Origin of the sequence: Fusobacterium sp. IOR10, from assembly GCF_010367435.1 — a bacterium.
In the GTDB taxonomy this organism is placed as follows: Bacteria; Fusobacteriota; Fusobacteriia; order Fusobacteriales; family Fusobacteriaceae; genus Fusobacterium_B.
This window is the reverse complement of sequence record NZ_WJWY01000034.1, coordinates 1-14088: the sequence shown is the minus strand read 5'-3', so window position 1 is coordinate 14088 and position 14088 is coordinate 1. Positions and strand designations below refer to the sequence as shown.

The 14088-nt window shown below is 28.2% G+C and carries 13 protein-coding genes; 10 read left to right on the top strand and 3 right to left on the bottom strand.

Features of this window, described 5'->3' with window-relative positions; all coding sequences use genetic code 11:
• Nucleotides 1-186 precede the first annotated feature (186 nt).
• A complete protein-coding gene (locus GIL12_RS08740) occupies nucleotides 187-666 on the top strand; it encodes a hypothetical protein (RefSeq protein ID WP_163470103.1) in 480 nt (159 codons plus the stop codon).
• A 51-nt stretch (nucleotides 667-717) separates the two neighbouring features.
• Here GIL12_RS08740 and GIL12_RS08735 read toward each other — a convergent pair whose 3' ends face one another.
• Nucleotides 718-1098 carry a RidA family protein gene (locus GIL12_RS08735; RefSeq protein WP_163470102.1) on the bottom strand — a complete coding sequence of 127 codons (381 nt, stop codon included), beginning with the start codon at nucleotides 1096-1098 and terminating at the stop codon, nucleotides 718-720.
• 232 nt (nucleotides 1099-1330) lie between these two features.
• Here GIL12_RS08735 and GIL12_RS08730 point away from each other — a divergent pair, with 232 nt between their 5' ends.
• The 9 genes from GIL12_RS08730 (at nucleotide 1331) to GIL12_RS08690 (ending at nucleotide 12196) form a co-directional block, all read left to right on the top strand.
• Nucleotides 1331-2206: an RluA family pseudouridine synthase gene (locus GIL12_RS08730; protein ID WP_163470101.1), complete on the top strand. Its 876-nt coding sequence runs from the start codon at nucleotides 1331-1333 to the stop codon at nucleotides 2204-2206.
• Nucleotides 2207-2334: 128 nt separating this feature from the next.
• A complete protein-coding gene (gene gap / locus GIL12_RS08725) occupies nucleotides 2335-3342 on the top strand; it encodes a type I glyceraldehyde-3-phosphate dehydrogenase (protein WP_163470100.1) in 1008 nt (335 codons plus the stop codon).
• Between the two features lie 75 nt (nucleotides 3343-3417).
• Nucleotides 3418-4617 carry a phosphoglycerate kinase gene (gene pgk, locus GIL12_RS08720; RefSeq protein ID WP_163470099.1) on the top strand — a complete coding sequence of 400 codons (1200 nt, stop codon included), beginning with the start codon at nucleotides 3418-3420 and terminating at the stop codon, nucleotides 4615-4617.
• 162 nt (nucleotides 4618-4779) lie between these two features.
• Nucleotides 4780-5484: a phosphoribosylaminoimidazolesuccinocarboxamide synthase gene (gene purC / locus GIL12_RS08715; protein ID WP_163470098.1), complete on the top strand. Its 705-nt coding sequence runs from the start codon at nucleotides 4780-4782 to the stop codon at nucleotides 5482-5484.
• A gap of 24 nt (nucleotides 5485-5508) precedes the next feature.
• On the top strand, nucleotides 5509-6954 hold the full coding sequence (gene purF, locus GIL12_RS08710; RefSeq protein ID WP_163470097.1) for an amidophosphoribosyltransferase: 1446 nt from the start codon (nucleotides 5509-5511) through the stop codon (nucleotides 6952-6954).
• The gene (gene purB / locus GIL12_RS08705) at nucleotides 6911-8344 is read left to right on the top strand and encodes an adenylosuccinate lyase (protein ID WP_163470096.1); all 1434 of its coding nucleotides are present in this window, start codon (nucleotides 6911-6913) and stop codon (nucleotides 8342-8344) included. The genes purF and purB overlap by 44 nt, the downstream gene beginning before the upstream one ends.
• A gap of 71 nt (nucleotides 8345-8415) precedes the next feature.
• Nucleotides 8416-9690, top strand: coding sequence for an adenylosuccinate synthase (locus GIL12_RS08700; RefSeq protein WP_163470095.1), 1275 nt, complete (start codon nucleotides 8416-8418; stop codon nucleotides 9688-9690).
• Between the two features lie 93 nt (nucleotides 9691-9783).
• Nucleotides 9784-11235, top strand: coding sequence for a PLP-dependent aminotransferase family protein (locus GIL12_RS08695; protein WP_163470094.1), 1452 nt, complete (start codon nucleotides 9784-9786; stop codon nucleotides 11233-11235).
• A 67-nt stretch (nucleotides 11236-11302) separates the two neighbouring features.
• A complete protein-coding gene (locus GIL12_RS08690; protein WP_163470093.1) occupies nucleotides 11303-12196 on the top strand; it encodes a pyridoxamine kinase in 894 nt (297 codons plus the stop codon).
• Between the two features lie 55 nt (nucleotides 12197-12251).
• Here GIL12_RS08690 and megL read toward each other — a convergent pair whose 3' ends face one another.
• Together megL and GIL12_RS08680 are read right to left on the bottom strand one after the other, a co-directional pair.
• Entirely contained in the window at nucleotides 12252-13445 is a 1194-nt protein-coding gene (gene megL / locus GIL12_RS08685; protein WP_163470092.1) for a methionine gamma-lyase, read from the bottom strand.
• Nucleotides 13446-14005: 560 nt separating this feature from the next.
• Nucleotides 14006-14088: IS3 family transposase (locus tag GIL12_RS08680; protein ID WP_163470104.1), on the bottom strand; the 83-nt coding region annotated here is incomplete at its 5' end.

Sequence of the window (14088 nt, the reverse complement as noted above, 5' to 3'; positions counted from 1 at the left end):
TTTCTTTTGGTGTCGCAACTTAATTGTAACGGATTTTTTTATTTGTCTCAATTTTTTTTTGCAAAAAATAAAGGCATTAGTATTTTTACAAATACCAACACCAAATATTATAGACCCAAAATAAAAGGTCTTTGGACCTTTTATTTTTGTGTATATACATGTTAATATGCACACAGAGGAGGATTTATGAACGATTATATTATAGTTTTTTCTTTTTTTGGAATCTTTGTTTTATTGACAATGTTTCTTTCTAATTTAAACACTAAAGTTAGAAAGCTAAATAAAAGAAATCAAAAAATTAAAGAATTAGAACAGAAAGGATATATTATCTCTAAAAGATGGGATTGTAATTATATCACTGTTGGAATTGACAATATTAAAAAAATTCTTTTTATTATTGTTTTGGATAAAGAATTCAGCTTTTTTAAATTAAATATTGATGATATTATTAATAAAAAAATTAATTCCTTTGGAATTATTAAAGGGTTTGTCACATCAGTATATATTGATATTTCCACAAAAGAAAATTTAACTTATACTATTAGGACTTTATGTATAACTAGAGGTTTTGGAGTTTATAAAAAAAATAAAGCTGTTACCTATTCAAAAAAATGTGCTGAAGATATTTGTAATTATATTGAAACTTTACATTTAAAAAACAAATAAAAAAAGAACCAGATCTATTTCTTTTCTGGTTCTTTTTATTTATTTATTTATTTATTTAACTGCTATTAATTCAATTTCAACTTTTACATCTTTTGGTAATCTTGCAACTTGAACACATGCTCTTGCAGGTTTTACATCCCCTAAGTATTCAGCATAAACTTCATTAATAGCCCCAAAATCATTCATATCACTAATGAAACAAGAAGCTTTTACAACATCTTTAAATGAATATCCTGCTTCATCTAATATTGCTTTTAAATTTTCTAAAGATTGTCTTGTTTGATCCTTTACATCATCAGATACTAATGTCATTGTTTCTGGAACAAATGGAATTTGCCCTGAAATATAAAGAGTACCATTTGCCTCTATTGCTTGTGAATAAGGTCCTAAAGCTGCTGGAGCTTTTGGTGTGTTAATAATTCTTTTTCCCATTTAAAATCCTCCTTAAAAATATTTTAATCTATCTTATAACTTGTACTTATATTAAATAGATTAACATATCTATTTAAAAAAATAAAGCTTAATTTTTAATCAAATAGATTCTTATGCTTTTATTTAATTTATTTCATATCCTTTTAGTTCTATCTTTTAGTTGTTTATTTTTAAACATTTTTTATAAATTAATGTTATAATATAACAAAAAAAACAATAAAAAGGAATGTTTATGAAAAAATATATTATCGACAAAGAATATAATGATGTAAATGTTGGATTTTTCTTAAAGGATGTCATTGGATATTCAACTAGAAATTTGAGAAATTCAGATATTTATTTAAATGGAAAAAAGGTCAAACTTAAAAAAAAAATTAAATTTAAAGATACATTAATTGTTTCTGAACTAAAAAAAGGAACAAATATTGTACCTATGAAAATGGACTTAGATATTATTTATGAAGACAATGACTTATTAATTTTAAATAAACCTCCTCATCTAATAGTTCACCCTACTAAAAAGAAAGTAGATAAAACTTTAGCTAATGGAGTTGTTCACTATTTTATTGAATCTCATGGACTATCCTCTGTTCCAAGATTTTTTAATAGACTGGATATGGATACTACTGGAATTATTGTTGTAACTAAAAATGCTTTTTCTCAAGCTCTTCTTCAAAACAAAGATAAAATTAATATTGAAAAATACTATTTAGCAATTGTTGATGGAATTGTTCCTGAGGATGAATTTTTAATTGAAAGACCAATTGGAAGGGTTGGAGATAGCCTTAGAAGAGAAGAACTTTCCATTGAAAATGGAGGACAAAGTGCTAAAACTAAAATAAATGTTATTAAAAGATTTGAAGAAAAAAATATTTCTTTACTTAAAATTCAACTTTTTACTGGTAGAACTCATCAAATAAGAGTACACTTATCCCTTGAGGGATTTCCAATAATTGGTGACTCTTTGTATGGCTCTGAAGATCAGCCTGTGGAACGTCAGTTTCTACATGCTTTTCAATTAATTATTACAAACTTAGATTCAAAGGAAAAACAAATATTCTCAGCTCCTCTACCTGAAGATATGAAAAAATTTCTAAATATCAATTAATAACCAAAAAAATGATTAATTTTAATCTGTATGAAAATTGACAAAAAAACTAGAAATGCTATAATATCAATATAATCAAATTTGAAATTTAACATAATATAATTAATATATTTTAAGGAGGATTTAAAATGGCAGTTAAAGTAGCAATTAATGGATTTGGAAGAATAGGTAGATTAGCTCTAAGATTAATGACTAAAAACCCTGAATTTGAAGTTGTAGCAATCAATGATTTAACAGATGCTAAAATGTTAGCACACTTATTTAAATATGATTCATCACAAGGAAGATTTGACGGAACAATAGAAGTTAAAGAAGATGCTTTTCTTGTAAATAATAATGAAATTAAAGTTTTTGCTCAAGCTAATCCTGAAGATTTACCATGGAAAGATTTAGGAATAGATGTTGTTTTAGAATGTACTGGATTCTTTGCTAGTAAATCTAAATCTGAAGCTCATATTAAAGCTGGGGCTAAAAAAGTTGTAATTTCTGCACCTGCTGGAAATGATTTACCAACAATTGTTTATAATGTAAATGACAATGTATTAACTGGTAAAGAAGATATTGTTTCTGGAGCATCTTGTACTACAAACTGTTTAGCACCTATGGCTAAAGTTTTAAATGATAGTTTTGGAATAGTTGAAGGATTAATGACAACTATACATGCTTATACTAATGATCAAAATACATTAGATGGTCCACATAAAAAAGGAGATTTAAGAAGAGCTAGAGCTGCTGCTGCAAGTATTATTCCTGCATCTACTGGAGCTGCTAAAGCTATATCTTTAGTTATACCTGAATTAGCTGGTAAACTAGATGGATCTGCTCAAAGAGTTCCTGTAATAACTGGATCTTTAACTGAACTTACTACTGTTCTTGAAAAAAATGTTACTGTTGAAGAGGTTAATGCTGCAATGAAAGCTGCTGCAAATGAATCTTTCGGATATAATGAAGATCTTATTGTATCAGTTGATATTATTGGAATGCACTTTGGTTCATTATTTGATGCAACTCAAACAAAAGTTATAACTGTTGGTGGAAAACAATTAGTTAAAACTGTTGCTTGGTATGATAATGAAATGTCTTATACTTCTCAATTAGTTAGAACTCTTAAAAAAATTGTAGAATTATCTAAATAATAATAATTTATTTATAAAAGAATAGCGGGACCTTAATGGGTTCCGCTATTTAACTTAACACATATGGAGGTTTAAATGGCAAAGAAAATAGTTACTGATTTAGATTTAAAAAATAAAAAAGTACTTGTTAGACTTGATTTTAATGTTCCAATGAAAGATGGAAAAATAACAAATGATAATAGAATTGTTGCTGCTCTTCCTACAATAAAATATATTCTTGAGAATGGTGGAAAAGTTATTGCTTTTTCTCATTTAGGAAAAGTTAAAACAAAGGAAGATTTAATAAGTAAATCTATTAGACCAGCTGCTAACAGACTTGCTGAACTTTTAGAAAAAGAAGTTAAATTTATTCCTACAACTAAGGGCCCTGAATTAGAAGCTGCTGTTGATGCACTGAAACCTGGGGAAATTATGATGTTTGAAAATACTAGATTTGAAGATTTAGATGGAAAAAAAGAGTCTTCAAATGATCCTGAACTTGGTAAATACTGGGCTTCATTGGGAGATTTATTTGTAAATGATGCTTTTGGAACAGCACATAGATCTCATGCCTCTAATATTGGTATTGCAGCTAATATTGGTGAAGGTAAAACTGCTGCAGGTTTTCTTATGGAAAAAGAAATTAAATTTATAGGTGGAGCTGTTGATAATCCAACTAAACCTTTAATTGCTATATTAGGTGGATCTAAAGTTTCTGACAAAATTGGTGTTATTGAAAACTTATTAGATAAAGCTGACAAGATTCTTGTTGGAGGAGCTATGATGTTCACTTTCTTAAGAGCTCTTGGAAAAAATACTGGAAAATCTATGGTTGAAGAAGATAAACTTGATCTTGCAAAATCTTTATTAGATAAAGCTAATGGTAAATTAGTCCTTCCTATAGATACTGTAGTTTCTAAAGAATTTAATAATGATGCTCCCCACAAAACTGTATCTGTTAATAATATCCCTGAAGATCAAATGGGATTAGATATTGGGGCTGCTACTATAAAATTATTTTCTGAAGAAATATCAAATGCCAAAACAGTTGTATGGAATGGACCTATGGGAGTTTTTGAAATGCCTAATTATGCTAAAGGTACCATTGGTGTTTGTGAAGCCATTGCTAATTTAAAAAATTCCACGACTATAATTGGTGGGGGAGATTCTGCTGCTGCTGCTATTCAACTTGGTTATGCTAGTAAGTTTACGCATATATCAACTGGTGGAGGAGCCTCTTTAGAATATTTAGAAGGAAAAGAATTACCTGGTATTGTTTCAATTTCTGAAAAATAAAAATAAAACTCTTTAATTTATTAAAGAGTTTTTTTTATTTCCCAATTTTGTATTGTGTTTTATGCTTTTTTAGTGTAAAATACAGCGTAAAAACTTTTTTTTAAGAATTTGTTAGTGTAATATTTTTATAATTTGTATTCAATTTGTTTAGGAGGATATAAAATGCAAAAACTTGACATGGTGTATGAAGGGAAAGCTAAAAAAGTATTTAAGACTGATATTGAAAACCAATTCATCGTTGACTATAAAGACGATGCTACTGCTTTCAATGGTTTAAAAAAGGGAAGTATTTTAAATAAAGGTATTGTTAATAACAAAATGACAAATATTATATTTAAATATCTTGCTGATAATGGTGTTGAAAATCACCTTATTAAGGAACTTAGCGATAGAGAAACTTTAGTTAAAAAAGTTGAAATTATTCCACTTGAAGTTATCGTAAGAAATGTTGCTGCTGGAAGCTTTTCTAAGAAATTTGGAGTTAAAGAAGGAACACCTTTACTTAACCCAATTGTTGAATTTTCATATAAAAATGATGAGCTTGGAGATCCAATGATTAACAATATGCAAATACTTGCTATTGGAATTGCTAAAAAAGAAGATCTTGATTTCATATCTGAAGAAGCTTTGAAAATAAACGAATTAATGAAAGTTTTTTACAGTAAAAGAAATATTAATCTTATAGATTTTAAAATAGAATTTGGTCGTTTTGAAGATAAAATTATTTTAGCTGATGAAATGTCTCCAGATACTTGTAGACTTTGGGACTCTAAAACTAATGAAAAATTAGATAAGGATCGTTTCCGTAGAGATTTAGGAAATGTTGTTGAAGCTTACGAAGAAATTTTCAAAAGAATTTCTAAATAGTATAACTTTAGGAGGCTAAAATATATGCATGATGACAGATTAAAAGAAGAATGTGGAGTTTTTGGTATTTTTAATAATGATTCTACAGATTCAGGAAGAATCGCCTATTATGGTCTTTTTTCTCTTCAACATAGAGGACAAGAAAGCTGTGGTATTGCTGTAATAGATGACACAGTTGTTAAGCAATACAAAGATATGGGACTAGTTCCTGAAGTTTTTAATGATGAAATACTAGATAAATTAACTGGTAAAATTGCAATTGGACATGTTAGATATTCCACTGCTGGTGGAAGTATTCGTCAAAATGCCCAACCTCTTGTTTCTAAATATTTAAAGGGAGCTTTAGGAATAAGTCATAATGGAAATCTAACTAATGCCTATGAACTTAGAGCTAAATTTGAAAGTGAAGGATTTATATTTCAAACATCCATTGATTCAGAAGTTATTGCTAATATAATAGCTAGACAAAGAGTTATTAATCCTTCTATTGAAAATGCAGTTAGTGAAATGATGAAGATTGTTAAAGGATCTTATTCTTTAGTTGTAATGAGCCCTAAAAAATTAATTGGTTGTAGAGATCCTCATGGATTTAGACCTCTAGTTCTTGGGAAAACAAAAAATTCCTACGTTCTTTCTTCAGAAACTTGTTCTCTAGATGCTGTTGGAGCTAAATTTGTGAGAGATATAGAACCAGGAGAAATTGTTATTATTGATGATAACGGAGTTACATCTATTAAAACTCACTGTAAAAAATTTAAACCTTCAATTTGTATCTTTGAGTATATTTATTTTGCTAGACCAGATACATATATAGATGGAATTAGTGTATATGAAGCTAGAAAAAATATAGGTAGACAATTAGCTAAAGAACATCCTGTTCAAGGGGATATTGTTATTGGAGTTCCTGACAGTGGTATTGCTGCTGCAATTGGATATTCTGAAGAAAGTAAAATTCCTTATGGAATTGGACTTGTTAAAAATAAATATGTTGGTAGAACTTTTATTAGTCCAACACAAGAAAAAAGAGAAAATGGAGTTAAAGTTAAATTAAATGTTTTAAAAGAAAGCGTTAAGGGGAAAAAAGTAATAATGGTAGATGACTCCATTGTAAGAGGTACCACTATTAAGCAACTAGTTAAATTACTTAAAGAAGCTGGAGCTAAAGAAATACATATGAGAGTTAGTTCTCCTCCATTTATGTGGCCATGTTATTATGGAACAGATATACCTTCTAAAAAGGATTTAATTGCTTGTAAATATTCAGTGGAAGAAATTACTAAAGTATCTGATCTTGACAGTCTTGGATATTTATCCCTTGATAAATTAGATATTATTACAGGTTCAAAATGTAATTACTGCGATGCTTGTTTCTCAGGAAACTATCCAGCAGAAATTCCAGATTATTCACACAAGGAGGAAGAAAATAATGAGGTCGAAATACATAAGTCCGCTAAATTCACGTTATGCTAGTAAAGAAATGAGTTATATTTTTTCTCAAGATAATAAATTTAAAACTTGGCGTAAACTGTGGATTGCTCTAGCTGAAACTGAAAAAGAGTTAGGACTAAACATTACAGATGAACAAATAAATGAAATGAAAAAATATAAAGATGATATAAACTATGAAGTGGCTGAGGCTAGGGAAAAAATAGTTAGACATGACGTTATGAGTCATGTTTTTGCCTTTGGAACTCAAGCAAAATCTGCTATGCCTATAATTCATCTTGGAGCTACAAGTTGCTATGTTGGTGATAATACTGATATAATAATTATGACAGAGGGTATGAAACTTATTAAGAAACAACTTGTTAATGTTATAAAGGAACTTTCTAAATTTTGCATGGAATATAAGGATCTTCCTACTTTGGGATTTACTCATTTCCAACCTGCTCAAACAACTACTGTTGGTAAAAGAGCTACTCTTTGGTTACAAGATTTAGTTATGGATTTAGAAGATCTAGATTATCAATTATCTAAGGCTAAGTTACTTGGATCTAAGGGTACTACTGGAACTCAAGCTAGTTTTTTAGAACTATTTGATGGAGATCATGAAAAAGTAAAAAAAATTGATCCTATGATAGCTAAAAAAATGGGATTTGATTCTTACTTTGCAGTTTCTGGACAAACATATCCTAGAAAATTAGATAGTCAAATTCTTAATATTCTTAGCAGCATAGCCCAATCTTCTTTTAAATTTAGTAATGATATAAGATTACTTCAACATTTGAAAGAAATTGAAGAACCATTCGAAAAATCTCAAATAGGATCTTCTGCTATGGCTTACAAGAGAAATCCAATGAGAAGTGAACGTATAGGTTCCCTTGCTCGTTATGTTATTGCAGATTCTCTTAATCCTGCTATTACTGCTTCTACTCAATGGTTTGAAAGAACTCTTGATGACTCTGCTAATAAAAGAATCAGTGTGCCTGAAGCTTTTTTATGCACTGATGCTATTTTAACTTTATACAGAAATGTTGTTGATGGACTTGTTGTTTATCCAAAAGTTATAGAAAAACATTTAAATGATGAACTACCATTTATGGCAACAGAAAATATAATGATGGACGCTGTAAAAGCTGGTGGAGATAGACAAGAATTACATGAAAAAATAAGAATTCATTCTATGGCAGCTGGACGTGTTGTAAAAATTGAAGGTAAAGAAAATGATCTTTTAGAAAGAATTGCTAAAGATGAATCCTTTGGATTAACACTTGAAAAATTATATTCTATTATGGACGCTAAAAATTTTGTTGGAAGATCTCCTGAACAAACAGAAGAATTTATCAATGAAGTAATTAAACCTATTCTTGAAGAAAATATTGACTTAATAGATAATAATGCTAACGAAGTTAGAGTTTAATTTAATAATTATATATAAATGTAACGTTTGTATATTATCATAAAAAACAAATATTTTAGGAGGATTTAATTATGGTAAAAGCTATTGTAGGTGCATGTTGGGGAGACGAAGGAAAGGGAAAAATAACTGATATTCTTGCTACTACTGCAGATATTGTTATTCGTTTTCAAGGGGGAAGTAATGCTGGTCATACAATTATAAATGACTATGGTAAGTTCGCTCTTCATCAAATGCCTAGTGGAGTTTTTAATGAAAACACAGTGAATATTATTGGCCCTGGAGTTGCCTTTAACGTTCCTTATTTTGTAAAAGAAATGAATTATTTAAAAGAAAATGGTGTTCCAACTCCAAAAATTTTAATTTCTGATAGGGTTGAACTTCTTATGCCTTATCATATTTTACTAGATTCTTATGAAGAATCTCGTCTTGCAGATAAACAATTTGGATCAACTAAATCTGGAATTGCTCCTTTTTATTCAGACAAATATGCTAAAATAGGTATTCAAATTTCTCAATTATTTGATGAAGAAATTTTAAGAGATAGAATAAATAATGCTTGTGAAATTAAAAACGTATTAATAGAACACTTATACAAAAAACCTCTTCTTAATGCTGATGAAATATTCAATGAAGTTCTTAAATATAGGGATTTAGTTGCTCCTTATATTGTAAATACTACTGAATATTTACATAAAGCTTTAGCTGATGGAAAAGAAATTTTACTTGAAGGACAATTGGGAGCTTTAAAAGATCCAGATCATGGAATTTTCCCAATGACAACTTCTTCTTCAACTTTAGCAGGATTTGGAGCAATTGGAGCTGGACTTCCTCCTCATTCTATTAAAAAAGTTTACACTGTTGCTAAAGCTTATTCTTCTGCAGTGGGAGAAGGAGCATTTGTTAGTGAAATTTTTGGAGATGAAGCTCAAGAGCTACGTGTTCGTGGTGGAGACGCTGGAGAATTTGGAGCAACAACTGGAAGACCTAGAAGAATGGGATGGTTTGATTGCGTTGCTACTCGTTATGGTTGCATTTTACAAGGTACAACTGATGTAGCATTTACTGCTATTGATGTTCTTAGCTATCTTGATGAAATTCCTGTATGTGTTGGTTATGAAATAGATGGAAAAGTTACTAAGGAATTTCCTGTAACATCTCTACTAGAAAAAGCAAAACCTGTTTACACAGTTTTACCTGGATGGAAAACTGACATAAGAGGAATAACTGATTATAACGATTTACCTGCAAATGCTAAAAATTATGTTGAATTTATAGAAAAAGAATTAGGATTTAATATTACAATTGTTTCAAATGGTCCTAAAAGAAATGAAATAATGTATAGATAATTATCATCTAAATAAAAAGCTTGCACTAATTAGTGTAAGCTTTTTTTATATGGTATAATTGTTAGTGTGTGTTTAATTATTTCTGGAGGAATTATGAATAATTTAAAATTTCAATTTAATAAAAAATCCCATGAAAAATACTATATTCAACTTTATAAAATTTTTTCTAATGCAATTTTATCAGAGGGTTTAAAATCTGGATCTAAAATGCCTTCCATAAGAAAAACAGCTTTAGATTTAAAAATAAATATTAATACTGTTCTACAAGCTTATAACCTATTAGAACAAAACGGATTAATTGAAAAAATACACGGAAAAGGATGTTATGTTAAAAACATTTCAGACTTTTCTTTAGATAAAAAGCTAAAACCTTTAATTGATAATTTTAAATTTGGTCAAATTATTAAAAATAAGGTAATTAATTTTTCAAATGGAACTCCTCCATCTGAATATTTTCCAGCTGCTATTTACCAAGAATTATCAAATAAAATTATCAACAGTTATCACGGAGAAATTTTTTCCTATCAAGATTTTCAAGGGGTATTGAGTTTAAGAAAAGTTTTATCTGATGAACTTGAAAAAGATGATATTTTTGTAAATCCTGAGGAAATTATTGTAACTTCTGGAACTCAACAATCTTTAGATATCATTTTAAAATTATTTAAAAATTCCTCAAACTTAACTGTTGCTTTATCTGCCCCAACATATCCAAATGCATTGAACATTTTTTCTAATTCATGTAAAATTAAATCAATTAATTTAAAAAATGATGGTTGGGATTTGAAAGAATTTGAAGAAATTTTAAAACAAGAAAAAATTAAATTAGTTTATGAAGTTTTTAATTTTCAAAATCCAACAGGAGTTAAATGGAGTGATTCTAAGAAAAATGAATTACTAAAATTAGCTGAAAAATATAATTTTTACATAATAGAAGATGATAGCTTTTCTGAATTTTACTATACAGGAAACAAACCATTTCCACTAAAAAGTTTCGATAGAACTGACCACGAAAGAGTTATATATGTAAAAACATATTCTAAAAGTATCATGCCTGGGCTTGGATTAGCTTTATTAATTCCCCCTAAAAAACTCGTAGAGAAAGCTATTTTTATAAAATATGGATTGGACACAAACACTTCTGGTCTTAATCAAAAAATATTAGAACTTTTTATAAAGGATGGATATTTAGAAGATCATTTAATTTTTCTTAGAAATGAGTTTAAAGAAAAGTATCTATATATGTTAAAACTCTTATCTAGTGTTCCTTATATTACTGTTTTAAATGTACCTGAGGGAGGATTTTTTATATGGATTCTGCTTTCTAAACACATTAAAGGAGAGCTATTTTATGAAAAATGTAAGGAATCTAATCTTTCCATTCTTCCAGGAAGTGTTTTTTATAATGATCAGTTGAGTACATACAAAATTCGTTTAACCTTTGTTTCAGCTGATTTATTTGAAATAGAAAATGGTATTAATATAATTAAAAATATTCTTCTAAGATGCTCACCTCCTAAGAATATTCACTCTAAAACGATAGTCTAATAAAAATATTTATATAATTTACAGTATTCAATATATAAAATTACAATTACAATAAAAGGAGTCTTCAATGAAAAACATTATAAAAAAAGTTGCAGCTATAAATGATTTATCCGGATTTGGAAGATCTTCATTAACTGCTATTATCCCTATAATATCAAATATGGGTATCCAAGTTTGCCCATTGCCAACTGCAATCCTATCAACTCATACAGGAGGCTTTAAAAATTTTAGTTTCGTTGATTTTACAGATAACATGACAGATTTTATTAATCACTGGAAAGCTTTAGGTTTAAATTTTGATTGTATTTATTCTGGATTTTTAGGTTCATCTAAACAAATAGATATAGTTTCTGACTTTATAGATTTTTTTGGAAATGATGAAAATTTAGTAGTTATTGATCCTGTTATGGGAGATGATGGTAGTCTTTATGATACTATGGAAAATGATATTGTTTCAAAAATGAAAAATTTAATAGAAAAAGCAGATATTATCACTCCTAATTTTACAGAACTTTGTCTTTTGCTAAATAAAAAATATAAGTCTACAATTTCTGAAGATGAAATAAAACAATGGATATTTGAATTATCCAAAATAGGACCTAATATTATTATTGTTACCAGTGTTCCTGAAGAAAAAAATTCTTCAGATAAGTTTTCTAATGTAATTGCTTTTGATAAAAAAAATAACGTTTTTTGGAAAACTAAGTGTAAACTGATTCCCACTTCTTATCCTGGTACAGGAGATAGTTTTACAAGTGTTTTAATTGGAAGTTTATTACAAAATGATCCTTTGCCTATAGCAATAGAAAAGGCCACTAATTTTATTAATCAATGTATTAGAAGCAGTTGTAAATTTAAGTATCCTAATCGTGAGGGTATTTTATTGGAAAAAATGCTACCAATGTTAACCCATCCTATTATTGAAAATAATTGTGAGCTATTAAAAAATAATATAAAATGAAAAGGGGGCATTTATAAATGCCCCCTTTGTATAAATTCATTTTTTGTAGGTAGTTTTATTTTACTTTTCCTAAAGCTTGTTCTAAATCAGCTATAATATCTTCTACATTTTCTAATCCCACAGATAATCTTACTAATCCTTCTGGTATACCTGCTTCAGCTAATTCTTCTTTAGTATAAGTTGAATGTGTCATAGATGCTGGATGTTGAATTAAAGTTTCTGTATCTCCTAAAGAAACTGCTAATCCAAACATTTCTACATTATTTAATAAAGCTTTTCCTGCTTCAAATCCACCAGTTAATTCAAATGATACCATACCACCAAATTCTTTCATTTGTTTTTTAGCTATCTCATGTCCTTCGTGAGACTCTAATCCAGGATAGTAAACTTTTGATATTTTTGGATTTGCTTCTAACCATTTTGCTACTGTCATTGCACTAGCACAGTGTCTTTGCATTCTTAGTTCAAATGTTTTTAATCCTCTTACTATTAAATTAGCTTCTGCTGGTCCTAATACAGAACCTGTCATATCTTTTATTCCCACTAATTTTATTTGATCAATAATATTTTTTGGACCTACTGCAAATCCTGCTACTACATCCCCATGTCCATTAATATATTTTGTTGCAGAATGAACTACTATGTCTGCACCTAAAGTTAATGGATTTTGATTATATGGAGAAGCAAAAGTATTATCAACTACCACACTTGTATATGGATTTTCGTGAGCTATTTTAGATAAAGCTTCTATATCTGCAATTTTTAAGTTTGGATTTGCTGGAGTTTCTAAATAAACAACTCTTGTATTTTCTTTCATTGCTGCTTTTACAGCTGCTAAATCTCCAGTATTTAAAAATGTAACTTCAATTCCAAATCTAGTTAAACCATGATTTAACAATGCAAATGTACAACCGTACAAAGTTGTATCTGCTATTAAATGATCTCCTGCTTTAAGCAATGTCCATAAAGTTGAAGAAATTGCTCCCATTCCTGAAGATGTTCCTGCTGCTGCTTCTCCATGTTCTAAGGCAGCAACTTTTCTTTCTGCTAAAGCAACTGTTGGATTTCCTAATCTACTATAAATGTATCCTTCTTCTTTTCCTGAAAATCTTGCTGCTCCTTGTTCAGTAGAATCAAATACAAATGTTGATGTTTGAAAAATAGGTGCTGCTAAAGATCCAAATGGATTTTTTTCTTGACCTGCGTGAATTGCTATTGTTCCCATTCCCTTACCTTTTAAATCGTGCATTACAACTCCTCCTTATATATTTTTATATTCTTACTTTTGTCTTTATTTGAACACTTTTTTCTTGTACAATACAAAATAATTTTAATTTCTCTTTATAACTATTTTATAATACTTTTTTTGTTTTTTGTCAAATTCAAGTGTTCTATAACAGTTTAGTTTTAACTTTATAATTTCTTTATTTATAGATAATTATAAAGTTAAAATAATTTTTATTATACAAAAAGGCAATCTTAGTTTTCTAAGATCGCCTTTAAAATAATTTTCTTTAATTATACATTTAGTAATTAATATTACTATACTATCTCAAGGATAATGTTATATATAAAACATTGAATATATTTTTTAGAACTACTTAGAATTTTATTTATAATATTGATTAGTATTATGCTTATTATGTTTATTATATTTATTATTATTCTATTAAGTAGTATCATTATATAATTCTCTCCTCTTTTAATTTATTATGTGATTATAATAAATTTTGTCCCTAATGTCAAGAAATAAATAAAAAAAAGATGTAAATGTAGTGAACCCATTTTCTTGGACATGAAATTTAATATTTAATTTAAGGATTGATTCCTGTATTCTGCAGGAGTTAATCCTTTTAATTTTATTTTAATTCTCTGATTATTATAATAATCAA

Coding starts and splice junctions, on each gene's coding strand:
- GIL12_RS08740 (WP_163470103.1), top strand. CDS start 187: ATGAACGATTATATTATAGTTTTTTCTTTTTTTGGAATCTTTGTTTTA.
- GIL12_RS08735 (WP_163470102.1), bottom strand. CDS start 1,098: ATGGGAAAAAGAATTATTAACACACCAAAAGCTCCAGCAGCTTTAGGA.
- GIL12_RS08730 (WP_163470101.1), top strand. CDS start 1,331: ATGAAAAAATATATTATCGACAAAGAATATAATGATGTAAATGTTGGA.
- gap (WP_163470100.1), top strand. CDS start 2,335: ATGGCAGTTAAAGTAGCAATTAATGGATTTGGAAGAATAGGTAGATTA.
- pgk (WP_163470099.1), top strand. CDS start 3,418: ATGGCAAAGAAAATAGTTACTGATTTAGATTTAAAAAATAAAAAAGTA.
- purC (WP_163470098.1), top strand. CDS start 4,780: ATGCAAAAACTTGACATGGTGTATGAAGGGAAAGCTAAAAAAGTATTT.
- purF (WP_163470097.1), top strand. CDS start 5,509: ATGCATGATGACAGATTAAAAGAAGAATGTGGAGTTTTTGGTATTTTT.
- purB (WP_163470096.1), top strand. CDS start 6,911: ATGAGGTCGAAATACATAAGTCCGCTAAATTCACGTTATGCTAGTAAA.
- GIL12_RS08700 (WP_163470095.1), top strand. CDS start 8,416: ATGGTAAAAGCTATTGTAGGTGCATGTTGGGGAGACGAAGGAAAGGGA.
- GIL12_RS08695 (WP_163470094.1), top strand. CDS start 9,784: ATGAATAATTTAAAATTTCAATTTAATAAAAAATCCCATGAAAAATAC.
- GIL12_RS08690 (WP_163470093.1), top strand. CDS start 11,303: ATGAAAAACATTATAAAAAAAGTTGCAGCTATAAATGATTTATCCGGA.
- megL (WP_163470092.1), bottom strand. CDS start 13,445: ATGCACGATTTAAAAGGTAAGGGAATGGGAACAATAGCAATTCACGCA.